The 24,847-nt window shown below is 63.4% G+C and carries 25 protein-coding genes; 12 read left to right on the top strand and 13 right to left on the bottom strand.

Annotated elements, in window-relative coordinates; translation table 11 throughout:
* Positions 1-120 precede the first annotated feature (120 nt).
* From NKG60_RS13820 to NKG60_RS13785, 8 genes are all read right to left on the bottom strand, one after another.
* Positions 121-876, bottom strand: coding sequence for an ABC transporter permease (locus tag NKG60_RS13820; RefSeq protein ID WP_352865733.1), 756 nt, complete (start codon positions 874-876; stop codon positions 121-123).
* Positions 873-1,646, bottom strand: a complete 774-nt coding sequence (locus tag NKG60_RS13815) for an ABC transporter ATP-binding protein (RefSeq protein ID WP_352662630.1) — start codon at positions 1,644-1,646, stop codon at positions 873-875. The genes NKG60_RS13820 and NKG60_RS13815 overlap by 4 nt, the downstream gene beginning before the upstream one ends.
* Positions 1,646-2,674: an ABC transporter substrate-binding protein gene (locus NKG60_RS13810; RefSeq protein WP_352865911.1), complete on the bottom strand. Its 1,029-nt coding sequence runs from the start codon at positions 2,672-2,674 to the stop codon at positions 1,646-1,648. The genes NKG60_RS13815 and NKG60_RS13810 overlap by 1 nt, the downstream gene beginning before the upstream one ends.
* Before the next feature lie 79 nt (positions 2,675-2,753).
* Entirely contained in the window at positions 2,754-3,191 is a 438-nt protein-coding gene (locus tag NKG60_RS13805; protein ID WP_352865735.1) for a VOC family protein, read from the bottom strand.
* Positions 3,192-3,193: 2 nt separating this feature from the next.
* Positions 3,194-3,934 (bottom strand): FadR/GntR family transcriptional regulator, encoded by a 741-nt coding sequence (locus NKG60_RS13800; RefSeq protein ID WP_352865737.1) that lies wholly within the window; start codon positions 3,932-3,934, stop codon positions 3,194-3,196.
* Positions 3,931-5,367 (bottom strand): FAD-binding oxidoreductase, encoded by a 1,437-nt coding sequence (locus tag NKG60_RS13795; RefSeq protein WP_352865740.1) that lies wholly within the window; start codon positions 5,365-5,367, stop codon positions 3,931-3,933. The genes NKG60_RS13800 and NKG60_RS13795 overlap by 4 nt, the downstream gene beginning before the upstream one ends.
* A gap of 222 nt (positions 5,368-5,589) precedes the next feature.
* Positions 5,590-6,882, bottom strand: coding sequence for a M23 family metallopeptidase (locus NKG60_RS13790; protein WP_352865743.1), 1,293 nt, complete (start codon positions 6,880-6,882; stop codon positions 5,590-5,592).
* Between the two features lie 115 nt (positions 6,883-6,997).
* A complete protein-coding gene (locus NKG60_RS13785; RefSeq protein WP_352566127.1) occupies positions 6,998-7,465 on the bottom strand; it encodes a peroxiredoxin in 468 nt (155 codons plus the stop codon).
* Positions 7,466-7,561: 96 nt separating this feature from the next.
* Here NKG60_RS13785 and NKG60_RS13780 point away from each other — a divergent pair, with 96 nt between their 5' ends.
* Complete coding sequence (locus NKG60_RS13780; protein ID WP_352865746.1) at positions 7,562-10,939, top strand: hypothetical protein; 3,378 nt, start codon at positions 7,562-7,564, stop codon at positions 10,937-10,939.
* Between the two features lie 77 nt (positions 10,940-11,016).
* On the opposite strand, the gene tyrS is transcribed toward NKG60_RS13780, so the two are convergent.
* Positions 11,017-12,270: a tyrosine--tRNA ligase gene (gene tyrS / locus NKG60_RS13775; RefSeq protein ID WP_352865749.1), complete on the bottom strand. Its 1,254-nt coding sequence runs from the start codon at positions 12,268-12,270 to the stop codon at positions 11,017-11,019.
* On the opposite strand from tyrS, the gene NKG60_RS13770 reads away from it, so the two are divergent.
* From NKG60_RS13770 to NKG60_RS13760, 3 genes are all read left to right on the top strand, one after another.
* On the top strand, positions 12,257-12,481 hold the full coding sequence (locus NKG60_RS13770; protein WP_352865751.1) for a hypothetical protein: 225 nt from the start codon (positions 12,257-12,259) through the stop codon (positions 12,479-12,481). The two genes, tyrS and NKG60_RS13770, sit on opposite strands and share 14 nt — an antisense overlap.
* A gap of 78 nt (positions 12,482-12,559) precedes the next feature.
* The gene (locus NKG60_RS13765; protein WP_352662606.1) at positions 12,560-13,288 is read left to right on the top strand and encodes a glycosyltransferase family 2 protein; all 729 of its coding nucleotides are present in this window, start codon (positions 12,560-12,562) and stop codon (positions 13,286-13,288) included.
* Positions 13,281-13,613 (top strand): lipid-A-disaccharide synthase N-terminal domain-containing protein, encoded by a 333-nt coding sequence (locus tag NKG60_RS13760; RefSeq protein WP_023674681.1) that lies wholly within the window; start codon positions 13,281-13,283, stop codon positions 13,611-13,613. Before NKG60_RS13765 ends, NKG60_RS13760 begins: the two co-directional genes overlap by 8 nt.
* A 41-nt stretch (positions 13,614-13,654) precedes the next feature.
* On the opposite strand, the gene NKG60_RS13755 is transcribed toward NKG60_RS13760, so the two are convergent.
* On the bottom strand, positions 13,655-14,323 hold the full coding sequence (locus NKG60_RS13755) for an FMN-binding negative transcriptional regulator (RefSeq protein WP_352865754.1): 669 nt from the start codon (positions 14,321-14,323) through the stop codon (positions 13,655-13,657).
* 6 nt (positions 14,324-14,329) lie between these two features.
* On the bottom strand, positions 14,330-15,004 hold the full coding sequence (locus tag NKG60_RS13750) for an alpha/beta hydrolase (RefSeq protein ID WP_023674683.1): 675 nt from the start codon (positions 15,002-15,004) through the stop codon (positions 14,330-14,332).
* A 237-nt stretch (positions 15,005-15,241) separates the two neighbouring features.
* Here NKG60_RS13750 and NKG60_RS13745 point away from each other — a divergent pair, with 237 nt between their 5' ends.
* The 7 genes from NKG60_RS13745 (at position 15,242) to sufA (ending at position 22,463) form a co-directional block, all read left to right on the top strand.
* Positions 15,242-16,405 (top strand): cysteine desulfurase family protein, encoded by a 1,164-nt coding sequence (locus NKG60_RS13745; protein ID WP_352662600.1) that lies wholly within the window; start codon positions 15,242-15,244, stop codon positions 16,403-16,405.
* 188 nt (positions 16,406-16,593) lie between these two features.
* Positions 16,594-18,111 (top strand): Fe-S cluster assembly protein SufB, encoded by a 1,518-nt coding sequence (gene sufB / locus NKG60_RS13740; protein ID WP_352662597.1) that lies wholly within the window; start codon positions 16,594-16,596, stop codon positions 18,109-18,111.
* A gap of 29 nt (positions 18,112-18,140) precedes the next feature.
* Positions 18,141-18,896, top strand: a complete 756-nt coding sequence (gene sufC / locus NKG60_RS13735) for a Fe-S cluster assembly ATPase SufC (RefSeq protein ID WP_023674687.1) — start codon at positions 18,141-18,143, stop codon at positions 18,894-18,896.
* Between the two features lie 43 nt (positions 18,897-18,939).
* Positions 18,940-20,208 (top strand): Fe-S cluster assembly protein SufD, encoded by a 1,269-nt coding sequence (gene sufD / locus NKG60_RS13730; protein ID WP_352662594.1) that lies wholly within the window; start codon positions 18,940-18,942, stop codon positions 20,206-20,208.
* 123 nt (positions 20,209-20,331) lie between these two features.
* Positions 20,332-21,573, top strand: coding sequence for a cysteine desulfurase (locus NKG60_RS13725; protein WP_352975012.1), 1,242 nt, complete (start codon positions 20,332-20,334; stop codon positions 21,571-21,573).
* A gap of 5 nt (positions 21,574-21,578) precedes the next feature.
* The gene (locus NKG60_RS13720; protein ID WP_292663164.1) at positions 21,579-21,971 is read left to right on the top strand and encodes an SUF system Fe-S cluster assembly protein; all 393 of its coding nucleotides are present in this window, start codon (positions 21,579-21,581) and stop codon (positions 21,969-21,971) included.
* A 111-nt stretch (positions 21,972-22,082) separates the two neighbouring features.
* Positions 22,083-22,463, top strand: a complete 381-nt coding sequence (sufA, locus tag NKG60_RS13715) for a Fe-S cluster assembly scaffold SufA (RefSeq protein ID WP_006206001.1) — start codon at positions 22,083-22,085, stop codon at positions 22,461-22,463.
* A gap of 232 nt (positions 22,464-22,695) precedes the next feature.
* Here sufA and NKG60_RS13710 read toward each other — a convergent pair whose 3' ends face one another.
* A complete protein-coding gene (locus tag NKG60_RS13710) occupies positions 22,696-23,193 on the bottom strand; it encodes a GFA family protein (protein ID WP_352865759.1) in 498 nt (165 codons plus the stop codon).
* Positions 23,194-23,284: 91 nt separating this feature from the next.
* Between NKG60_RS13710 and NKG60_RS13705 the strand changes: the two genes are divergently transcribed.
* On the top strand, positions 23,285-23,608 hold the full coding sequence (locus tag NKG60_RS13705; protein WP_023717364.1) for a TfoX/Sxy family protein: 324 nt from the start codon (positions 23,285-23,287) through the stop codon (positions 23,606-23,608).
* A gap of 34 nt (positions 23,609-23,642) precedes the next feature.
* Here the strand turns inward: NKG60_RS13705 and NKG60_RS13700 are convergent, their stop codons facing one another.
* Complete coding sequence (locus NKG60_RS13700; protein ID WP_352865762.1) at positions 23,643-24,575, bottom strand: PfkB family carbohydrate kinase; 933 nt, start codon at positions 24,573-24,575, stop codon at positions 23,643-23,645.
* Positions 24,576-24,847 lie beyond the last annotated feature (272 nt).

The following is a 24,847-nucleotide window of genomic DNA, read 5'->3' as shown; positions in this document are numbered from 1 at the left end:
GCCTTTGCGCCCTCGAGAGAGGCCAGACTGGCACCGAAGATTTATTCAGTCAAATGGAATTCAAAAATAAATCGACAGCCGCGCTGAGCGAAGCCGGCGGATGGCCGCTCAACTGCACGGTCAGTAGCGGATGGTACGTCGCTCCAGCAGAACCACGATCGCAAACAGCGCGATCGACAGCGAAGACGACAGCACGATCGCCGCATAGAGCCGGTCCGACTGATAGTTGAAGGTCGCCTGGATGATGAGCGCGCCGAGGCCCTTATCCGACCCGATCCACTCGCCGACAATGGCGCCGATCACGGCCGTGGCCGAAGCAATTCTCAGCGAGGAGAACAGCATCGGCAATGCTCTTGGCAGGCGCAGGCTCCAGAAGATCTCCCAGCGCGTAGCCGATAGCACCCGGAACAGTTCGTGCTCGTTGTCGCTGGCCGAGTCCAGCCCGCGGATCATGTTGACCAGCGTCGGGAAGAAGCAGATCACCGCAGCGATCACGATCTTCGGCGTCATGCCGAGCCCGAAGATTAGGATGATAATCGGGGACAGCGCCAGGATGGGAATGGTGTTGAAGAACAGCACGACCGGAAAATAGGCGGCCTGCAGGATGCGGCTGTGCACGAAAACCACCGCCAGCAGCACACCGGCGAGATTGCCGATGACAAATCCCGCCAGTGCCTCGATCAGCGTCGGCCAGAGATTGCTGAGCAGTAAAGCGAGACTCTTCCGGAACACGCCTGATATGGCCGTCGGCGTCGGCACGATATAGGCCGGCACGCCGAGCCATGGCAGCAGGAACTGCCAGGCGAGCAGGATCGAAGCCGCGCCAAGAACGGGCAGGGCGACGGCCAGCGCCGATGGCAAGGGCGCCTGCCTCATGAGGCCTGTTCCAGCGCGCCGCGCAGTTCGGCCATCGCGGCAACGATCGCCGGATCCTCGCGCGAACAGCGGTTGCCCGCCTGCTTGAACGGCCGCATGTCGAGGTCCCTGGCCAGGCGGCCCGGGTTGGCGGCGAGAACGATGACCCGTTCTCCGAGATAGGCCGCTTCGGCGATCGAATGAGTAACGAAAAGAATGGTCGTGCCGGTGCGCCGCCACAACGACAAAAGCTCGTCGTTGAGGCGGTCGCGGGTGATCTCGTCCAGCGCGCCGAAAGGCTCGTCCATCAAAAGCAGCCTAGGTTGCCCGAGCAGCGCCCGGGCGATCGCCACGCGCTGGCGCTGGCCGCCGGACAATTGGTGCGGCAGACGCTCACCGAACCCGGCAAGCCCCATCAGATCAAGCAGCTCGTCGGTTCGATCGTCTATTGTCCGGGTCAGGCGTCCCTGTCCGACATCGAGCGGCAGGCGGACGTTGTCGCGCACGGTGCGCCAGGGCAGCAGGGTCGAGTCCTGGAAGACGAAACCGACATCGCGCCGCGAACGGACAGCATGCGGTGTCTCGCCAAGCACGCTGATCGAGCCGCCGAGCGGATCGAGCAGGTCCGCGACTACCCGGAGCAAGGTCGACTTGCCGCATCCCGAAGGTCCAAGGATCGACAGGAAGGAGCCGGCCTCGACCGACAGGTCGAGACCGGAGAGCACTTTCACCATCGGCTGCCGGCCGCCATAGCCGACATCCAGCCTGCGGGCCTCGATCGCGTTCGCCATCAAGCGGCGGGCGCGTCGAGCTTGGGTCGGTCGGGGGCCGACAATTCGAGTATCTTGGTGGTGTAGACATCGGCTGCCGCGGGCCGGCCGTTCGGGTATTGGCCGACCTTGTCCAGCAGTGCCAGCTGCTCCTCGATCGAGGCGGGATCGAAGGTTCCCCATCCGTCCTTGGCGGTTGCACCGTCGAAGGAAAGTTTCAGCACCAGATTGATCGTCTTCTGCTCCCAACCGAGGTCCATTTCCGGATAGGCCTCGACCATTTTCTTGACGGCTTCCTGCGGATTGGCGTGCACCCAGCCCCAGCCCTTGGCGACGGCGCCGATGAATTTCGCCAGCGTTTCCGCATCCTGTTCGATCGCGGTGTCGGTAGCGAAATAGACGTCGGCATAGGAGTTCAGCCCGAGATCGCGCACCAGAAGATCGATCCTGTCGTCGCCGACGACGCTCAGCGCCTGGGTGTTGGTGATCCATCCGCCAATCGCGTCGACGTCGCCGCGCACCAGCGGCGCCTTGTCGAAGCCGACATTGACGACGGTGACCTCGGACGGATCAATGCCGTTCTTGGCCAGGATCTCGTCGATGACGAAGCGCGCCGTAGGCTGGATGCCGATCTTCTTGCCCTTGAGGTCGGCCACGCCGCGGATCGGCTTGGCAGGCTTCGAGGTGAAGGCATAGGGACCGGTGCGGAAACCGCAGGCGATGATCTTCACCGGCACGCCGCTGGCACGCGCCGCGTAGAGCTGCGGTGTTTCGGAAAACTGGCCGAGTTGTGCGGCGCCCGAAATCACCGGCGGCACCGTCGCCGCATTGGGGCCGCCGGGGCTGAATTCCACCTCGAGGCCCACGTCCTTGAAATAGCCGTTGGCGACGGCCGCGATGTCGCCGATCTGTCCGTTGGACATCAGCCAGTCATACTGGATGACGACCTTTCCGGCAGCCCTGGCGCCGGGCGTCAGCACGAGCTGCATTCCGGCCGAAGCTGCCGCGACGGCGGCGAAGCCGGCTTTCACGAAGCTGCGCCGGTTCATGTCGTAGTCTCTGTTCCCACTCATTTTTCGCTCCTGTTGCGTCTCTTCGTTGCGCGCCGTTCCCGTGGCGCGGCGTCGTCTACGGCTGTTCGTCGTGGTAGTCGCCGGGGCCGCCGTCGAGCCAGGCGTATAGTTCCCAAAGCGTGTCGTCGGGATCGGTGAAATAGGCGCAGCGCGCGTTCCAGACATAATCCTCCGGCGGGCCGTAGAAGGGCACGCCCTTGGCCGCCAGTTCGCCATGGAGCCGGTCGATCTCGCCGGGCGCGTCTAGCCTGACCGCCATGCAGACCTTGTGCGCCTGGCGCGGCGACCTCAACTTCGAGACGCCGGTGTGCCGGTTGATGTGATCGATCTCCCACGCCGCCAGCGTGACGCCCTCGCCATGGAAGTCGGCAAAGCCCTCGGCGCGGCGCCGCAGGCGAAAGCCGAGTTTCTCGACATAGAATTCAACCGTCCGCTCGATGTTTTCGACGAGCAGGCAGACGTCCGAAATCGCATATGCGCCTCCGAGCGGCATGGCTATCTCCCTGTGCTGTGCGCGGCGCGCGATGCCGGCAGCTTGACGCCGACGCGGTCGGCGGCGCCGATGATGTGGGCGCGCATCGCCGCCTCGGCGGCCGTGGGATCGCCCGCGACCAGCGCCTCGTAGATACGCACATGCTCCCCGACATTGATTTCGACCAGGTCGTGCAGCGGATTGGTGAGGCGGGCGTAGTGGATCGAGCGGCGGATCTGCTCGCAAACGAAGGAGATAAAGGTGTGGATGTAATTGTTGCCGGTCGCCCGCGCGATCTCGCGATGGAACAAAAGGTCGGCGTCGATGCTGCCTTCTTCCCAGCGCTCCTCGCCGCTCATCCGGTCTAGCGCCGCCTTGATTGCGTCGAGGTGCTCCTGCCCGCGCCGTTCGGCGGCGAGCGCGGCTGACTCGGCTTCCAGTATGCAACGCAGCTCGAACAGCCGCTCCATATTCCCGGTCGCCTTCAGCGCCTCGCCATCGATCCGGATCGACGCGCGCTGCTCCGGCGCCAGCACGAAGGCGCCGACGCCTTGCCGGGCTTCGATCATGCCATCGGCCCTGAGTTGAGCGATCGCCTCGCGCACCACATTGCGACTGACGCCGAATTTTTCCGAGAGCTGCTGCTCGGTCGGCAGCCGCGTGCCCGGATTGAGCTCGCCGGATTCGATCTCGCGGCTGAGGAATGCGGCGACGCGATGCGGCAGCGCCTCCACCGTGCCGATAGCGGCCAGTCTTTGCTTCATGGAAAGGTCTCCGTCGGTGGCAGCAGGCAGCCGGGGTTCATTGATCCCTGGGGGTCGATCGTTCTCTTGAGCGCCGTGACGAGCCGGCGATGGGCAGGTGTCAGGCCGGCCCAGAAAGTGCGATGACGGGTGCGGCCGATACCGTGCTCGGCGCTGATCGAGCCGCCAAGCGCGCCGACGATCTGGTAGAGTCCGGCGGTGATCTCCGCGCCTTGGGCACGAGCTTCACGCTCGGCGAGCCCAGGCGGTGGCAGGACGTTGAAATGGATATTGCCGTCGCCGGCATGGCCATAGGCCTGCGGCAGCCAGCCGGGATGTTCCAGCGCCACGAATTGGCGGGCCTGATCGATGAGGGCAGGGATGTCCGATATCCTGACCGCAAGGTCGGTGCGCACATGATAGCCGCGTCTTGCCTGGCCCTCGACCAAACCCTCGCGAATGGCCCAGAACGCCCTGGCCTGCGCGATGCTTTCAGCAAGGACGGCGTCGGCAACCAGGCCGCTCTCCATGGCTCCGGCCAGGAAATCGACCAGCATGGAGTGCAGATCGACCGCGGCGCTTGCGGAGAGTTCGATCAGCACGTGGACGGGAGCTTCGACCGGCGAAACCGTGTCGGCATCGATCATGCGGGCGAGGTCGATGCACTCCGAACCGATGATCTCGAAGGCCGAAATCAGATCGGATGATGCCCGGCGAGCCTGCCGGAACAGGGTGATGGCCGCTTCGAACGAGGCGAGACCGAGATAGGCGGTCTCGACCCGGGCCGGTTTCGGGAACAGCTTGAGCTCGACGCCGGTGATGATGCCGAGCGTTCCTTCGCTGCCGATGAAGAGCTGCTTCAGGTCGTAGCCGCGATTGTCCTTGCGCAGGCCGGAAAAGCCGCTCCACAACTCGCCGTCGGGCAGGACGACTTCGAGGCCGAGGATGAGATCGCGCGCCATGCCATAGCGCAGCACGTTGGTGCCGCCGGCATTGCTGGCCGCATTGCCGCCGATCTGGCAGCTTCCCTGCGCGCCGAGCGCCAGCGGAAACAGGCAATCCTGTGCCTCTGCCGCATCCTTGATGTGCTGCAGGATGCAGCCGGCGTCGGCCTGCAGGATGAAATTGTCGGCGTCGACGAGACGGATGCCGTTCAACCGCTCCAGACTGACGACAACCGCGCCACGGCTGTCGATGTCGATCGCGCCCGCCACCAGCCCTGTGTTCCCGCCTTGCGGGATGATTCCGAGCCCGAGCGTACCGCAGAGCCGCACCACGGCCTGGACTTCGCTGACCGAAGCAGGCTTCAGCACCGCAAGGGCTCCGCCGCGATGATCCCCGGACCAGTCCCCAAGATACTTCGCCATGCCGGCAGCGTCGGCAGCCACGCCGCTTCGTCCGACGGCGCCCTCCAGGGCATTCAGAATTTCAGGCGGGATACCATGAACGGTCATTACAAGCCTGTTGGGCTAAGGCATAGGCTTATACATATCATCCTACAACCGCGCTCGAGTCAACGCTGTGAGGCGCAAGCCATCAAAGGCTGGAGCCGAAATGTTTGTTGGGAGAAGAGAGCGAAGGGCGGTCGCCGGAGGATACTTACGCGAGGCTGCCTAGCGTGGCTGCGCCGGCCGATGCCGGTCAATTGCTGGTTCGTCTGGGGAGCAGCCGGGCTCCTAGAGGTACCGCTCGACCTTCTTGCCGACGGTCAAAAACCGCAGCGGGTCGATCGCCTCGCCGTTGTGGCGAACCTCGTAGTGCAGATGCGGGCCGGTCGAGCGGCCGCTATTGCCGGTCTTGCCGATGACGTCTCCGGCATCGAGCTTCTGGCCGACGGCGACGTCGATTTCGCTGAGATGCCCGTAACGCGTCACAAAACCGTTGCCGTGGTCGACCTCGACCATGCGGCCGTAGCCGCCGTTCCAGCCGGCCTTGACGACGACGCCGGCTGCCGTGACCTTGGCAGGCATACCGACCGGCGCCCTGAAATCCATGCCGGAATGCAAGGCGGCCGTGCCGAGGATGGGGTCGGTGCGCACGCCGAACGGGCTGGTGACGCTATGGCCGGGGGCGGGGTTGGCGAGCGGCAGCCGACGCGCTTCCTTTTTAAGGTGATCCAGCGCGTCAAGTGCTTCGTCCAACTCCTTGACCTTGCTATCGAAGACCAACGAGCTGTCGAGCGGTATCAGTGGCCCGCCGACATCGCTCTTTTCGAATTCGCTGTCGACCGGCAAGCCGGCGGCCTCGAGCGCCTGCGAGATTGCGTCGGCGCTCTTGTAGGCATTGTCGGCGAGCGTCGCGATACGCGTGAGCTGCTGGCTCTCGATGGCCTTCAGCGAGTTGTTGATCGAAACGAAGAGCTTGTCTGCCCGGTCGGCCGTGCTTTCGCTCGGCAGCGGATCGGCGCGGGTCGACCACAGCGAGAACGGCCTGGTGTCGTCATCGCCCACAGGAGCGGCAAGCGGGGCGGCAAGGCTGGCGACGGAATAGGCCGTCGGCTGGATGCTGCCGGTCGCGTCGGCATGTTCGTCCGGCTTTGCCGTCGGAACGGGCGGCGTCGCGACCTCGTTTTCGGCTCGTTCGAGGATCGGGCCGAGGCGGCCGTGACGCAGGCTGAGCTGGCTCTGCCGTTCCAGCAGCTCGCTGACCTTGGTTTCCATCAGCTGTTGATCGAGTAGCTGCCGGCTGGTGATGCGGTCGACCTGGCTGCGCAGTGCCGAGATGCGGTCTTCGTAGGCCTGCTGCATGCGCGCCTGCCGCGCCGTCGTGGCGCCGATCAGATCGTCACGCAGCACCAGATAAGAGGTCGCCAGCAGGTAGCCAATGACGATCGCCGCCAGCGCCGAGCCGCAAAATGCCGCAAGCCACGGGCGTATGGTGAAATGCCTTATCTGGTCGCCCCGGGCGATGATCACCGTGTGGGGCTCTTTGCGTCTGCCGAAGACCGCTGACTGACTGGCTACGTTCACGGGACCAAGCTTTCGTTACGACACCAACGACGAGCCTGATTACACATTATTAGGGTTAACAAAGTTTTGTCTTCGCGCAAAACGGGTATCGAATTGCAGCGGCCTGCCGCAGCTCTCAAATTGCGCGAACCGCCTCCAGCACGTCTTCGGCGTGCCCCTTGACGCGGACATTGCGCCAGATCCTGGCGATGCGTCCGTCGCGGCCAATCAGGAACGTCGCCCGCTCGACGCCCATATAGGTGCGGCCGTAGAGCTTCTTTTCCACCCACAAATGGTAAGCCTCGATCACCTTGCGCTCCTCGTCGGCGACAAGGTCGACGCTCAGATCGTATTTCGCCTTGAATTTGTCATGTTTTTTGATGCTGTCCGGCGACAGCCCGATGACGACAGCGCCGGCCTTTTCGAACTCCGGCTTCAACTGCGAAAAGCCGATCGCCTCGTTGGTGCAGCTTGTGGTGTCGTCCTGTGGGTAGAAATAGAGTACGATGGGCTTTCCCAGCAGTGCGGCGAGGCTGAGTGAACCGCCGCCATCGCGCGGAAGATCGAATTGCGGCGCAACATCGCCCACGTCGAGGTCAGCCATACCGATGCCCTTGTTTGAGGTTACGCGCCAGGCTGCATCGATATAATGTCGAGCGGGGATTCGTCCACGATCGAATTCGTTTCAACGGAAGATTGCGTGGATCAGGAGCTACCGCAGCACGAGAAGATCAGGTTCAGGCGTGACGAGATCACCGACCTGGGAACCTTTCCGTCCGCGTGCCGCGTCCCGCCGCTTGGGCAGGCGTCGATCGGTCGCGGCGTTCGTTTGATGGCGCGGCTGTTTGCCGGCCTCTTCGCCCTTGTGCTGCTGGCCGCCGCCGGCGTCTATGCGATCGGCGTGTCCGGCTTCGGCTCGGAGCGGCTTCGCGCGGAAGCCGAAACGGCAATCGAGAAATTGGCCGGCTTCGATGTCGACGTTGCCGTCGGGCCGGCCCGGCTGACGCTTGACGGGTCGAGCTTCATTGCGCTGCAGGTGAGCGACATCAGCCTCAAGACCGCCGACGGAAAACCGATGGCCGATGCCGGCCGGGTCCGCTTCGGCATCCGGCTGATCCCGCTGCTTTCGGGCGAGGTACGGCTGACCAGCGCCCGGATTTCCGACGCGCACATCGTCATGGCGGCGATGCCGTCCGGCGGCGACTGGACGGCCGGGCTGCGCAACCAGGACGGCCTCATCGATCCGGAAAAACTTTCCGCCGCCGTCTTCGCCAATCTCAACCGCGCACTCGATGCGGTGCGCGAGGATTCGATGCGCCAGATCGATCTGCGCAATGTCGAGCTGGCACTGCCCGAGACCGGATCGGTCAAGTCGGTCACCATCGCCGACGCCTCCGTCTCGCAGTCGGGACCGGGAAGCATGGAGTTTTCATCCGACGCCGATGTCGACGGCAGGGCGCTTACCATCGCCGCTTCCGCCACCCGCGATCCGGCGACGCGACGCATCACCACGCTGGACGCCAGTATCCTGGCGGCGGATGCCGACGCTGCGGCAGCAGGTGGCAAATTGGGCGCGATCGCCTTGAAGCTGACGGGGTCGGAAGGAGCCGGCGACAACGGCTCGCGGCTGACCGCTGCCCTGTCGCTGACCGGGTCGGTGCTCGATCTCGGTTCGCGCGGCCTGCTCCCGGCCGACATCGATCTCGATGCGACGCTCGTCGCCGGCTCGAACAAGATCCAGGTCGACAGCTTGCTGGTGAAGACCGGCCGCTCGACCTTCGATTTCGCCGGTTCGATCGGGCCGAAGCCGGTTACCGGCACAGCGGGCGAGGAGCCATCCTATCGTTACGACCTGACCAGCGACGGTTCGACCCTGGCGCCTTCGGATTCGCCGGAGCCGGCGCTCAGCTTCATTGCCCGTATTGCAGGCGTCTACCAGCCGACGAGCCAAAAGCTGGTCGCCGAGCAGATCGGCGTCCGGTCCGGCCCGGGCAGCGAAGTGCTGGGCACGGCTTCGGTTGCATTCGTCGCCAACCAGGCGCCGGGCATATCGGTGGCGCTCAACGTCCACGACATGCCGGTCTCGCACGTCAAGCAATTATGGCCATGGTTTTCGGCGCGCAATGCCAGGCTGTGGGTGCTTAAGAACCTGTTCGGCGGCCGCGTCGTCGATGGCAGCCTGCAGTTCCAGGTCGTACCCGGGCGGCTCGGCAACGGCGTGCCGCTTTCAGCCGATGAAGTGTTCGGCCGGTTCCAGGTCGAAGGATCGCGCTTCGACACGGCCGGCCGCATTCCGCCGATCCGCGATGCCGTCGGCGTCGTCGGCTTCCACGGCAACGACGTCGACGTCGCGCTGTCCTCGGGCAGCGTCTATATGCCGAGCGGCCGCACCGTGGCGGCGAGCAACGGCACGCTCACCGTCAAGGCGGCGAACCATCCGCCGGTGATCGGCGCGCTCGACATCGATGTCGCCGGCGAGGCGCCGGCAATCGCCGAACTGGCATCGTTTGACCCGATCAACGCCATGCGCCATGTCGGCCTGCTGCCGGACGACCTGTCCGGCACGGTGACCGGCCACGTCAAGGCCGATATTCCGCTGCAGTCCGGTGTCGACTCGTCCAAACTGGATTGGCTGGTGGCGCTCGATTACAAGGATCTGTCGCTGGGCAAGCCGTTCGAGGGCCAGACGGTCAGCCATGCCGACGGCTCGATCACGGTCGCGCCCGACCGGGCGGTGATCTCGGCCAAGGCACTGCTCAACGGCATTCCGGCCGAACTCGACCTGATTGAGCCGCTCAGGGATGGCGGCCCGCCGCGCAGCCGCAAAGTGGCGCTGGTGCTCGACGACAAGACGCGCGCCATCGCCATGCCTGGCCTGTCGACGCTGCTTTCCGGAACCATCAAGGTGGCGATCGACAAGAGTGGCACCGGCAACCAGAACGTGTCGGCCGACCTGACCAATGCCAGGCTGGACATTCCCTGGGCTGGCTGGAGCAAGGGGCCCGGCATTCCCGCCAAGGTCGTCTTCGCCATGACGAAGACCGGCGACACCACGACGCTGTCCAATTTCGAACTCGACGGCAAGACCTTCTCCATCGACGGCAGCGCGGTGCTGGTCAACGGAGCCTTGTCCTCGGCCCGGTTCAGCAAGGTCACGTTGAACAGGGGCGACGACGTCGCCGTCTCGGTGAAGCGGTCAGGCAAGGCCTATGCGGTCGAGGTCAGCGGCAGCGCGCTGGACGCACGCTCGCTGATCAAGCAATTCACGTCCGACGTCGATACCGCCACCAAGACCACCGGCGTCGATACGATCTCGGTCAGCGCCGACGTCAGCTCCCTGACCGGCTTCCATGACGAGGTGCTGTCGAATCTGAAGCTCGACTACAGCGCCGCCGGCTCCAGGGTAAACGGGCTCAGGGTGAGCGCCACCGCAAGTTCGGGAGCCGCGATTACTGTCAGCAACACGACCGGCGACGGCCTGCGAACGCTCAACATGAAGTCGGCCGACGCCGGCGCCATACTACGCTTCCTCAACATCTACGAGCATATGGAAGGCGGCTCGATCACGCTGGCGCTCACCGGGGCCGGCGACGGTCCGATGAAAGGCCAGGTCGACGCCAAGAACTTCTTTGTCGTCAACGAGCCGAAGCTCGCCTCGATCGTATCGACGACGCCGGCCGGCGACAGCCGCAGCCTCAACGAGGCGGTCAAAGGCAATCTCGACACGTCGAGGGTGAAGTTCGAGCGCGGTTTCAGCGAGATCGACAAGGGCAGCGGCTATCTCAAGCTGCGCAACGGCGTGCTGCGCGGCTCGCGCATCGGCACCACCTTCCAGGGCACGCTCTACGACCAGAACAACAACATGGACATGACCGGCACGTTCATGCCGGCCTACGGCGTAAACCGCATCTTCGGCGAACTGCCGCTGATCGGCGCGCTGCTCGGCAACGGACGCGACCGCGGCCTGATCGGCGTCACCTACAGACTCAGGGGCAACGCCAACAAGCCAATCCTCGACGTCAATCCGCTATCGGTAATCGCGCCCGGGATATTCCGGTCGATCTTCGAGTATCGCTGAGGCGGGGTAAGGTAGGCGGCGATGGCTCGGAATAAAATCGCTCTGCAGTGATCCTTCGCCGACAGCAACTTTGAGCGTCAAACCGGCCGCACCAGAACGTGCTTCTTCTTGCCGAGCGATAGCTTTGCGACGTTTTCCGGGCCAAGGTCCTGCAGCGTCACCATCCTGCGATCGTCGGAAACCGGCTGGTCGTTGAGGCGCACGGCGCCGCCCTGGATATGCCGCCGTGCCTCGCCGTTCGACCCAGCCAGCCCGGCGGTGACGAACAGCGACAATATGCCGACGCCGGCTTCAAGATCGGCCCTGCCCACCTCGACGGTCGGCAGTGTTTCGGCGAGCGCCCCTTCTTCGAACGTCTTACGCGCCGTTTCGCTGGCCTCCTCCGCCGCCTCGCGGCCATGCAGCATGGCGGTGATTTCGGTGGCGAGGATCTTCTTGGCTTCGTTGATCTCCGAGCCGCCGAGCCGTTCGAGACGTGCGATCTCGGCGAGCGGCAAGGTCGTGTAGAGCTTCAGGAAACGGCCGACATCGGCATCCTCGGTGTTGCGCCAGTATTGCCAGAACTCGTAGGGGCTCAGCATCTCCGCATCGAGCCAGACCGCGCCCGAGGCCGACTTGCCCATCTTGGCGCCGGAGGAGGTGGTGAGCAGCGGCGTCGTCAGCGCATAAAGCTGCGCGCCTTCCATGCGATGGCCGAGATCGATGCCATTGACGATGTTGCCCCACTGGTCGGAGCCGCCCATCTGCAGCCGGCAGCCGAGGCGTTTGTAGAGCTCGACGAAGTCGTAGGCCTGCAGGATCATGTAGTTGAATTCTAGGAACGACAGCGACTGCTCGCGATCCAGCCGGAGCTTGACCGAATCGAAGGCCAGCATTCGGTTGACCGAAAAATGCCGGCCGACATCGCGCAGGAAATTGACGTAGTTGATGTCCATCAGCCAGTCAGCATTGTTGATCATGACGGCGTCGTTCGGGCCGCTGCCGAATTTGAGGTAAGGCGTGAAGTTGCGGCGGATGCCGGCGAGATTGTCCTCGATGTCCCGCGGCGTCAAAAGCTTGCGCGCCTCGTCCTTGAACGACGGATCGCCGATCATCGAGGTGCCGCCGCCCATCAGCGCGATCGGCCGGTGGCCGGTCTGCTGCAGCCAGTAAAGCATCATGATCTGGATCAGCGACCCGGCATGCAGGCTCCTCGCGGTGGCGTCGAAGCCGATATAGGCGCTCACCGTTTCCGTGGCGAAAAGCTGGTCGAGGCCGGCATCGTCCGAGGTCTGGTGGATGAAACCGCGCTCGCTCATGGTGCGCAGGAAATCGGATTTGAAGGCGGACATTTTCTTTCCCGAAAAGCTTCCGGCCGAACGCGGCCCGGCTATGCATGAAGGCGGGCGTTTAGCACTCAAGCGCGATCAGCAAAAGTGGAATCCGGTTTTGCGTCCGATCGCGCTTCGGATGGCTTTGTGCGATCAGCAAAAGTGGAATCCGATTTTCGCGTCGGCGCGGATAGAGTGCGGCCTGCTTGCGTCATTGTTTCGGCTGGCGTAATGAGGCGCCGCGCCAGCGGGGCTCTTCCTCTGGACCGCGCGGCATCGATCGAATGCCATATCCTGTGACAGAGTCGAGATGCCGGAGATATCCATCGTCATTCCTTGCCGGAACGAGGCGGCGAACCTGCCGCTTCTGCTCGACGAGATCGGCATTGCCATGGCCGGGCGCGACTTCGAAGTCATTGTCGTCGACGATGGCTCGACCGACGATACGCCTTCGGTGCTTGCCGCAGAAGCAGCGCTTCGCCGGTTTCCGCTGCGCCATCTCAGGCATGAAAAATCCGCCGGACAGTCGCTTTCGGTGCGTTCAGGCGCCTGGGCGGCGCGCGGCGATATCGTCGCCACCATCGACGGCGACGGTCAGAACGACCCCGGTTATATCCCAGTGTTGATCGACGCGCTGCGGCAGGCTGGTCCCGAAGTCGGGGCCGCGCAGGGACAGCGTCTGAAGCGCCGCGACAGCAAGATCAAGCAACTGGCGTCGCGTTTCGCTAACGGGCTGAGAAAAGCCATCCTGCACGACGAGACGCGGGATACCGGTTGCGGCCTCAAGGCGATCCACACCGACATCTTGCGGAAATTGCCGTTCTTCGACGGCACCCACCGCTTTGTTCCGGCGCTGGTCATCCAGGAGGGCTACCGCGTCGTCCATTGCGACGTCGTCGACCGCTCCCGCCGTCACGGCAAATCGAATTACGGCATCTTCGATCGCGGCCTTCAGGGCGTGCTCGATCTTGCCGGCGTCTGGTGGCTGCGCCGCAGGCGCCGCAGAATGCCCAAAGTAGAGGAAATCAAGCATGGGTAACGTGCTTCAGGAATTGGCGACCTGGCTTCACGATGTTTTCGTCAAGCAATTCGATGCCTGGGTTCTGCTCGGCTTCGTCGCCCAGTTCTTCTTCACCATGCGCTTTCTGGTGCAGTGGGTGGCGTCGGAAAAGGCCAAGCGCAGCGTCGTGCCGATCGCCTTCTGGTTCTTTTCGCTGTTCGGCGGTGGCCTGCTGCTGATCTACGCCATCCAGCGTCAGGATCCGGTGTTCATCGCCGGCCAGGCCATGGGCCTGTTGATCTATATCCGCAATCTCTGGCTGATCGCCAACGAGCGAAAGGCGGCGATGACCAAGGTCGATTGAGCCCACGACCGGCCTGAAACCGGTCGAGCAAGCAATCCAGATTACTTGCCGTCCAGCCCGCCGTAGGACCTTACCAGCCGGACCATGTCGGCCGAATCGGCAGTCTCGCTCTCGAGCCCCTCGGCGACACCGACGCGGTCGGCGGCCGGGCGGTTCTGGCTGACTTTCCATTTGCCGCTGATTTCGGTGATTTCGATTTCCAGGCCGACGATCCCCTTGATCTGCGACTGGATGAAGGGCGCCGGCGCGTCGGTTACCGCCCATGGCGCCGAGCGGTTGCCCTCCTGCGACATCGTCAGATCGGAAATCTGCTCGGCCAGCCAATCCTGGTCTTCGATCACCGTGACGATGCCGCGCACCTGGACGATGGCGTAGTTCCAGGTCGGTACCACTTTGCCGGTTTCACGCTTGGTCTCATACCAGGACGGCGTCACATAGGCGTCGGCGCCCTGGAAGACGACCAGCACCGGCGCCAGGGGATTGTCGGCCAAAAGCCGCCATTGCGGATTGGCTTTCGCCAGATGTGTGCGCAGCCTGCCATTCGGCGGCACATCCGCGTTGAGCAGGGAGGGCGCGTCTAGAAGAAAGGGAATTGCGTTGGCGACCGGCCCCTCGGTGCCGTTCGACACCAGCAGGCCAAGCGGATGCGCCCGGATCAGCCCGTGCAGGACGTCCGGCCGTGTTTCCTGAAAGTGAGGTGGTTGGTACATCGCCGATTATCTCAGCCGCTTCGGCCGTGGGTCGGACAGTTCCCCGGCCAGCCGGCGATCGAGATAGTCCGCGCATTCCTCGATCAGAAGCTCCGCATGGTTGGCAAAGAAATGGTTGGCGCCGGGCAAGGTCTTCTGGGTGATGGTAATGCCCTTTTGCGTGTGCAGCTTGTCGACCAGGCCCTGCACGTCCTTGGGCGGCGCGACCTTGTCGGCATCGCCATGGATGATCAGGCCGGACGACGGGCATGGCGCCAGGAACGAGAAATCATAGGTATTGGGCTGCGGCGCGACCGAGATAAAGCCCTCGATCTCGGGCCGGCGCATGAGAAGCTGCATGCCGATCCACGAGCCGAACGAATAGCCGGCAACCCAGCAACTCTTGGAATCCGGATGCAGCGACTGCACCCAGTCGAGCGCCGCGGCGGCGTCGGACAACTCACCGGTGCCGTGGTCGAACTCGCCCTGGCTGCGGCCGATGCCGCGGAAATTGAAGCGCAGCGTGGTGAAATTGCGCTTCTGGAACATGTAGAAGAGGTCGTAGACGATCTTGTTGTTCATCGTCCCGCCGAACTGGGGGTGCGGGTGCAGGACGATGGCAATCGGCGCGCTCTTTTCCTTCGAGGGCTGATAGCGACCCTCCAGGCGGCCGGCCGGACCGGTGAAAATGACCTCAGGCATGAAATACTCCACTTGGCATAAATTGCGCGGCGCCCGGAACAACTTTCCCTAGGCCTTGACGCAGGGCGAGCGTCTTTCTAGAAGCTAGTTTAGAATTGTTCAAAACTGGGCGGCCAAAAGCTGTGGCTCGGCCACCCACGCCGCAAGCCGCGTAAATAGGACGTCTTGCCTTGCAATTTCAAGGAAATAACGCGCTATCTTCGCGGAACGGCTTTTGAAGGGACCAGTTGGACGGAAATGGCCGGAGCACGCGCCTATCTCGACTACAACGCCAGCGTGACGCTGCTTGCCTCGGCGCGCGCGGCGGTGGTCGCTGCGCTCGACATCGCCGCCAACCCGTCCTCGGTCCATGCCGAGGGCCGCGCTGCGCGGCGGCTGATCGAAGACGCCAGGCGCGACGTGGCGCGACTGGTCAGCGCCAAAGCCGAGCATGTCGTATTCACCTCTGGCGCGACGGAAGCGGCCTCGACGCTGCTGACGCCGGACTGGCAGATGGGGCGCGGCGCCGTCCGCATGAGCCGGCTTTACGTGTCCGAGGCTGACCATCCCTGCCTGCTCAATGGCGGGCGCTTCCCCGCGGGGCAGGTAACGCGGATCGGCGTCGATGCCGACGGCATCGCCAAGCTCGACACCTTGGCGTCAGCACTTAGTGCGCATGACAAGGCCGACGGTTTGCCGCTAGTCGCGATCCACGCCGCCAACAACGAGACCGGCGTGATCCAGCCGATTGGCCGCGTTGCCGAAATCGTCAAGGCGGCGGGTGGCATCCTGGTTGTCGATGCGGTGCAGGCGGCCGGCCGCATTCCGCTCGATATGTCAGCGGGTTACGCAGACTATTTGATTCTCTCCTCGCACAAGATCGGCGGCCCCAAGGGCGTCGGCGCCATTGTCGCGGCGTCGGACTTGATGATGCCGAAACCGCTGGTCAGCGGCGGCGGCCAGGAGAAAGGCCATCGCGGCGGCACTGAAAACCTGGCGGCGATTGCTGGGTTTGGCGCGGCGGCGCGCGAGGCGCTTGCCGGGTTGCAAACGATCGATGCGGTGCGGCAGCGCCGCGACGAAGTCGAGGCGATGGTGAAAACGCAGGTGCCAGACGCCGAAATCTTCGGGACCGGCGCTCCGAGGCTTGCCAACACCATGTTCTTCGCTATTCCCGGCATCAAGGCCGAGACGGCGCAGATCGCTTTCGACCTGGCCGGCGTGGCGCTGTCGGCCGGATCGGCCTGTTCGTCGGGCAAAGTCGGGCCGAGTCACGTGCTGAAAGCCATGGGTTACGGCGACGGCCTTGGCGCGCTGCGCGTGTCCATCGGCCACGCGACCAGCGCTGAAGACATCGAGCTGTTTCGTTCGGCGCTGGCGACGATCGTCGCGCGGCGGGCAAACAGGGAAAAGGCCGCCTGAGCGCGGCAACGGAATATTTGGGCCCTTGTGGCCTGGTAGAGCCGTGCGTTCGCATTTGGCCGGGTGAATTTCCGGCATGAACGCACTATATGAAACTTACGCTGCCTCGGGTGTCCAAGGGTGCTCGTTTGCGGTGCCATAGTTTGAAAACTGCCGGGCCTTGACCCCGGCGTGGATGGAGAACGCTGATGCCTGCTGTGCAGGAGACGATCGATCGAGTCCGAAAGATCGATGTCGACCAGTATAAATACGGATTCCAGACCGAAATCGCGATGGACAAGGCCCCCAAGGGCCTGAGCGAAGACATTATCCGCTTCATTTCGGCGAAGAAGGACGAGCCGTCCTGGATGCTTGAATGGCGCCTGGAAGCCTATCGCCGCTGGCTGACGCTGGACGAGCCGAAATGGGCGCGCGTCCACTATCCCAAAATCGATTTCCAGGATCTCTATTATTACGCCGCGCCCAAGAGCACGCCCGGACCGACTTCGCTCAGCGAGGTCGATCCCGAACTGCTGAAGGTCTATGAGAAGCTCGGCATTCCGCTCCGGGAGCAGGAAATCCTCGCTGGCGTGCAGAAGACCGATGCGTCGGAGTTCGAGGAAGCCAGCGACAACGTCTACAAGTCGGGCCGCGTCGCCGTCGACGCGGTGTTCGATTCGGTCTCCGTCGTCACCACCTTCAAGAAGGAACTGGCGCAGGCCGGCGTTATCTTCTGCTCGATCTCGGAAGCCATCCGCGAGCATCCGGAACTGGTGAAGAAATATCTCGGCTCGGTCGTGCCGACCTCCGACAATTTCTACGCGACGCTGAATTCGGCCGTGTTCACCGACGGTTCCTTCGTCTTCGTGCCCAAGGGCGTGCGCTGCCCGATGGAACTGTCGACCTATTTCCGCATGAACGAGAAGAACACCGGCCAGTTCGAGCGCACGCTGATCATCGCCGAGGAGGGGGCTTACGTCTCCTATCTCGAAGGCTGCACGGCGCCGCAACGCGACGAGAACCAGCTTCATGCCGCGGTGGTCGAGCTGATCGCGCTCGACGATGCCGAGATCAAATATTCGACGGTGCAGAACTGGTATCCCGGCGATGCCGAGGGCAAGGGCGGCATCTATAATTTCGTCACCAAGCGCGGCGACTGCCGTGGCCATCGTTCGAAGATTTCGTGGACGCAGGTCGAGACCGGCTCGGCTATCACCTGGAAATATCCGAGCTGCATCCTGCGCGGCGACGATTCCAGCGGCGAGTTCTATTCGATCGCCGTCTCGAACGGCTACCAGCAGGTCGACAGCGGCACCAAGATGATCCATCTCGGCAAGAACACGTCGAGCCGCATCATCTCCAAGGGCATTGCCGCCGGCTTCTCGCAAAACACCTATCGCGGCCAGGTATCGGCGCACCGCAAGGCGACCAACGCCCGCAACTTCACCAATTGCGATTCCCTGCTGATCGGCGACCAATGCGGCGCACACACCGTGCCCTACATGGAAGCCAAGAATTCGACGGCGCAGTTCGAGCACGAAGCCACCACCTCGAAGATTTCCGAGGACCAGAAATTCTACGTCATGCAGCGCGGCATCCCGGAAGAAGAGGCGATCGCGCTGATCGTCAACGGCTTTGTCAAGGACGTCATCCAGCAACTGCCGATGGAGTTCGCGGTCGAGGCGCAGAAGCTGATCGGGATTAGCCTTGAGGGCTCGGTCGGCTGACCGGACAAGAATTTTCAGGAAAGAAAAAAATGCTTGAAATCAGAAACCTCCATGCCCGTATCGTCGATGACGGCACCGAGATCATTCGCGGCCTGAACCTGACGGTCAGGGCCGGCGAGGTTGCCGCCATCATGGGTCCGAACGGCTCGGGGAAATCGACCTTGTCCTACATCCTTGCCGGCCGCGAGGACTATGAGGTCACCGAAGGCGACATCCTCTACAACGGCCAGTCGATCCTCGAAATGGATCCGGCCGAGCGCGCTACCGCGGGCATCTTCCTCGCCTTCCAGTATCCTATGGAGATACCGGGCGTGGCGACCATGGAATTCCTGAAAGTTGCGATGAACGAGCAGCGCAAGGCGCGCGGCCAGGAACCGCTAAAAATCCCGGAATTCCTCAAGCGCGTGAAGGAAGCGGCGGCCTCGCTCAACATGGACATGGCGATGCTGAAGCGGCCGCTCAATGTCGGCTTTTCCGGCGGCGAGAAGAAGCGCGCGGAGATCCTGCAGATGAAGCTGCTGGAGCCGAAGCTGTGTGTCCTCGACGAGACCGATTCCGGGCTCGACATCGACGCGTTGAAGATCGTCGCGGACGGCGTCAACACGCTGCGCTCGCCGGACCGGGCCATCGTCGTCATCACCCACTACCAGCGCCTGCTCCAATACATCGTGCCGGATACGGTGCACGTGCTCTACAGGGGCCAGGTGATCAAGTCGGGCGACAAGTCGCTGGCGCTCGACCTCGAGGCCAATGGCTATGCCGGCGTGATCGGGCAAGCCGCGTGAGATGCCAGCAGGCCCGGAAGGCAAGCCAAACAAGGCGATACTGATGAATATGCACACGACACCCCAGCGAACATTGGCCGAAACGGCGCTGATCGACGCCTTTGGCGAGCGGCTGTCGCTGCTGCCCGGCGACGGCGCGGTGATGCTGAAGCGCGACGACGCCATTGAGGCGATCAAGAGCGGCCTGCCGACGCGGCGCATCGAATCCTGGCATTATACGGACCTGCGCCGGCTGCTGACCTCGGTGCCGGACTTCGATCCGGCAGCGGTCGCGAAAGCCATTGCGCCGATCGTCGAAGGCTCCAGCGTTTTGCCGGTGCTGAACGGCGTTTCGAGTACGAAACTGCCCGATATCGAAGGCGTTGTCGTGCAGCGCCTGTCGGAGAAGCTGACCGACGGCAGCGCAGCACCTGGGTTGGATTCCTATGGCAGCGACGACGCCATAGGCGCGCTGAACACTGCCTTTGTTGCCGACGGCTATTTCGTCGACATCGCTGACGGTACCCAACTGGAAAAGCCGCTCGAACTGCAGAATTTGCAGGCCGGTGGCCAGACGCATGTACGCCTGACCATCCGTGTCGGTGCCGGCGCCAATGCTGTCATCGTCGAACGCCAGGCAGGCGAGGGGGCGGCGCTGGTCAGTTCGGTCAGCCAGCTTGTGCTTGGCGAGGGCGCCGAGGTGACATGGCTGGTCGTGCAGGAGCAGCCGGATACGGCAACGCATCTCGCCCAGTTCAAGGCGCATCTCGGCAAGAATTCGAAACTGACGCTGTTCGTGATGAATGCCGGCGGCAAGCTGGTCCGCCAGGAGGTCGTTGTGAAGACGACCGGCGAGGGCGCCGAATTCACGCTGCGCGGCATCAATCTGCTCGCCGGCGACACCCATACCGACGTCACCATGGTGCTCGACCATGCCGTGCCGCATACTGCGTCGACCGAAGTCATCCGCAACGTGGTGACCGGCAAGGCGCGCGGCGTCTTCCAGGGCCGCATCAACGTCCACCAATATGCGCAGAAGACCAACGCCAAGATGGCCTGCAACACGCTGCTTCTGTCGGATGACGGCGAGTTCTCGACCAAGCCGGAGCTTGAAATCTTCGCCGACGACGTTGTCTGCGGCCATGGCGCGACCGTCACCGAGATCGACCACAGCCATCTGTTCTACCTGATGGCGCGCGGCATCGACGAGAAGACCGCACGCGGCTTGCTGGTCAAGGCCTTCGTCGCCGAAGTGATCGAGGAACTGGACGACGAGGCCATCGTCGAGGCGCTGGAAGCACGTCTCGACAACTGGTTCGTGGCGCATGGGTGAGTGGCTCAAGACTCCGGCGTCATCCTCGGGCTTGTCCCGAGGATCTGCCGCGTGGACGAGGAACTGGCAAAATCCGAGGGCTAGTAGATCCTCGGGACAAGCCCGAGGATGACGGTCGAGACGATGGACCAGAAAGTCGAAAACATCCCCTACGACGTCGAGGCGATCCGCCGCGACTTCCCGATCCTGTCGCGGCAGGTCTACGGCAAACCGCTGGTCTATCTCGACAATGGCGCCTCGGCGCAGAAGCCGCAGGCCGTGCTCGACGCTATCCAGCACGCCTATTCCCAGGAATATGCCAACGTCCATCGCGGCCTGCATTTCCTGTCGAATGCGGCGACCGACGCCTATGAGAACGCGCGCAAGATAGTGCAGAGGTTTCTGAACGCACCGAGCACCGACAACATCGTCTTCACCTCGAACACCACGGCGGCGATCAACACGGTCGCCTACGGCTTCGGCATGCCCAATATCGGCGAAGGCGACGAGATCGTGCTTTCGATCATGGAGCACCACTCCAACATCGTGCCGTGGCATTTCATCCGTGAGCGGCAGGGCGCCAAGCTGGTATGGGTGCCGGTCGATGATCTCGGCGTCTTCCACATCGAGGAATTCGAAAAGCGGCTGACAGACCGGACAAAGCTGGTTGCCATCACCCATATGTCGAATGCGCTGGGCACGGTGACGCCGATCAAGGAGATCGTGCGCATCGCGCACGCCCGCGGCATTCCGGTGCTGGTCGACGGCAGCCAGAGCGCCGTGCATATGCCGATCGACGTGCAGGATCTCGACTGCGATTTCTTCGTCTTCACCGGCCACAAGGTCTACGGCCCGTCGGGCATCGGCGTGCTCTACGGCAAGAAGGACATTCTGGAGCGCATGCGCCCGTTCATGGGCGGCGGCGAAATGATCGAGGAGGTGACGCAAGACATCGTCACCTACAACGACCCGCCGCACCGTTTCGAGGCCGGCACGCCGCCGATCGTCCAGGCGATCGGGCTTGGTGCTGCGCTGGAATACATGGAAAAGATCGGCCGCGAGCGCATCGCCGCGCATGAGGCCGATCTGAAGGATTATGCACATCAAAAATTGCGCGCCATCAATTCACTGCGCATCTTCGGCGATGCGCCCAGCAAGGGCGCCATCATCTCGTTCGAGCTGCAGGGCATCCACGCCCATGACGTGTCGATGGTCATCGACAGGCAGGGCGTGGCGGTCCGCGCCGGCACGCATTGCGCCCAGCCGCTGTTGAAACGCTTCGGCGTAACATCCACATGCAGGGCATCGTTCGGCATGTACAATACCAGGGCCGAAGTCGATGCTTTGGCCGATGCGCTGGAAAAGGCGCGAAAGTTCTTCGGGTGACGATCATGGATGATGCCAGCCACACCGCCGAGACCGCTTCGGAAACGACGACCAATGCGGCGGTTTCCGGATCGACGATTCCCGCCGACGAACTGGCCCGGCTGACCGACGACATCGTCTCGGCGCTGAAGACGGTCTATGACCCCGAAATCCCGGCCGACATCTACGAACTCGGCCTCGTCTACAAGATCGACATCGAGGACGACCGCTCGGTCAAGATCGACATGACGTTGACCGCGCCGGGCTGCCCGGTGGCCGGCGAAATGCCGGGCTGGGTGGAGAATGCCGTCGGTGCCGTCGAAGGCGTCTCCGGCGTCGAGGTCAACATGACCTTCGATCCCCCCTGGTCGCCCGACCGTATGTCGGAAGAGGCGCAGGTGGCGGTTGGGTGGTACTAGCATCCGACCAGCCAGAGGCTGACGCACTTGCGCCGGGTACAAAACTTCACCATTTTAGGTGAGGAATCATTCGGCAGGCCTTGAACCTGCGCGCAATGGAGAAGGAAAAAGATGGGACGCTTCGCCGTCATCACGATGACCGAAAAGGCCGCCGACCGGGTGCGCGAGATAGTCGCGACCCGTGAGAATGCGCACGGCATTCGCCTTGGCATCAAGAAGGGCGGCTGCGCCGGCATGGAATATACGGTCGATCTGGTGACCGAACCCAACACCAAAGACGATCATATCGAGCGCGACGGCGCCCACGTCTATGTCGCGCCGGAGGCAGCGCTTTTCCTGTTCGGCACCGAGATGGACTTCGAGCAGACGACGCTGCGCACCGGCTTCACCTTCCGCAACCCGAACCAGAGTTCGGCCTGCGGCTGCGGCGAATCGGTCGAGCTGAAGCCGGCTGATCTGAAGGCACTGGCCGAAGCACGCGCTTCGGCTTGATTTTCCTTCGCCGTTCCCGGCGGCAATCGCATACGGAGAGCCCCCTCATCCGGCCCTTCGGGCCACCTTCTCCGCGATGGGGAGAAGAGGCTGGCGCCAGCGCTGGCGACTTCCTCTCCCCTCGGGGAGAGGTCTGATTGCCCCGAATTGCCCTTCGCAATTCGGTTGGCAATCCGGGTGAGGGGGCGCTTGTCCATATGCGATAGCTCTGCCGTAAACGGGGAGAAGAACGCTAATCCACCCACATCCCCGTTCGCTTGTGCCAGTCTGCGATCGACTCCTCCGGGTAGACATCGAAAACCTTGTCGCCCTTGCCGATATCCGGCTCGACCCAGTTCGCCTTGTATTTCAGCATCAGATGCACCTTCTCCGGCGGCTTCGGCAGGTCGGTGTCGATCGCCGAGGCAAACGGATGCACCAGCTCCGGCCAGGTCGGATCGTAGAGCCAGAGCGCCGTCCCGCATTTCGTGCAGAAATTCCGTTCGCCCGTCGAGATCTCGCGTTGCGGGTGCTCGTCGTCCTCGATCTCGGCGCGGTAGACGCCGAGATCGCGCTTGCCCTGGATTTTCAGCGTCTCGTAATCGGCGCCGAGATTGATGGCGAAACCGCCACCGCCCTGCTGCTTGCGGCAGATCGAGCAATAGCACAGCATGAACGGCACCGGCGTGTGGCTTTCCACCTCGAAACGCACGGCATTGCACCGGCAGGACCCCTTGAGCAGAAGCGGCATGAAAAAACTCCGACGAAATTGATTCTGAACTTGTCAGAATGGTGCCGGTTGCGTCGATGACAAGGGGAAATCCTGGTGACATGATCGCCGCATGGACAACGAGCGCATAGAAGAGCTTTTCGAAGGCCTCGGCCCGGTCAGCATCCGCAAGCTGTTCGGCGGCAAGGGCATCTATTTCGACGGCGTCATCGTCGCCATCGTCATCCGTGGCGAACTGATGCTGAAGGCCGACGCGGAAAGCGCCCCGGATTTCGAAGCGGCCGGCTGCCGGCAATGGACTTATACCGGCTCGCGCCACGGCAAGCTCGTGTCGATGCCCTATTGGAGCGTTCCCGACAGCGCGTTCGACGATCCCGACGAGATGGCGATCTGGGCGCGGCGTGCCTACGAGGCAGGACGGCGCGCCGGCAAATAGGCTGCGTCATGCTTCGGCAAGTCCGGGCCGCATTTCACGCCAGTTCGCGCGCCTCGGGCACGAGCGCCAGCGCCTCGGCAAAGCTGGCGCTGGTGAAGGCGGCGCTCTCGACGGCGAGCATCGCGGCGGCAACGCCTTCCCGTAGCGCTGCGCGCAGCGTCAGGCCGCGCAGCAGGGCGGCGATCGTCGCACCGGCCAATGCGTCGCCGGCGCCGGCAGCATCGGTCCGCTTCTGTAGCGGCGGTGGCGAGATCGAGAACGCGCCGGTTTGGTCGAAACCGAGCACCGGTCCGTCGCCGGCAGTGATCACGCCGCTTTTCAGGCCGGCGCGTCTCAGGCCGTCGACGATGCCTTGATCGCCAGCATCGATATCGGTGCCGGCAAGCACGCCGGCCTCGTGCCGGTTCATGAACGCCACGGCCAGACGGTCGAGCACTGGCGTCAGCCGCGCCGCTTTGCTGGGCGAGACCGCAAGCGCAAACACCGGCTTGCCGGCGGCGAGTGCCGCCAGCCGCTCCAGCGCGGAAGACGGCAGGTTGGCATCGCACAGCACCGCGTCGGCCGAACCGATCGCTTCCCGCACCTTGGCGCGGCGGATCTGCTTGGGAAGCGCCAGCTCGTATAGCACCATGTCGGCAAGCCCGGCGATCAGCGCGCCGTCGCTATCGACCAGCATCGTATGGCTTGGCGTTGCCCGGTCGAGAAAAACCGCCGACAAATCGGCAATGCCGGCCTCGGCGACGGCGCGCAAAACCTTGTCGCCAAGGGCATCGCCGCCGCGCACCGAAAGCAGCGAGGCCGAGGCGCCGCGCCGCACCGCCCAGCGCAAGGCATTGAAGACGGCACCGCCGACATGCTCGCGCATCGTGCCGGCGTTGGAAGCGGCCGGCACGAAGGCGCCGGCAACCCGGCCGCGCCGCTCGATATAGGCGCCGCCCACGGCCAGGATCGTCGGGGAGTTCATCATGCCGGCAAATGCCCCTTGCTGTTGCCCGGGAGGAGACTAGGTCGCCGGGCGGAACCCTGCAATCGCGGCTCCGATTCGGTTGGTGACGGCAACGGCGCCGCATGCGAGGCGGGATACATCCGGAAGCAAAATTGCGAAACAAAAATAGAACAAATATGAATGTGCGTTATTTTTCAAACCCTTGGCGCTCATTGACAAATGAGAACAAATGAGGTACATTCCTTTTAGGGATTGCGGGATTGTCCGGCCTCCATTGACGACCACGGGGTGAT

It is taken from the genome of Mesorhizobium sp. M1428, assembly GCF_040317515.1.
In the GTDB taxonomy this organism is placed as follows: Bacteria; Pseudomonadota; Alphaproteobacteria; order Rhizobiales; family Rhizobiaceae; genus Mesorhizobium.
This window is presented reverse-complemented; position numbering and strand designations above follow the sequence as displayed.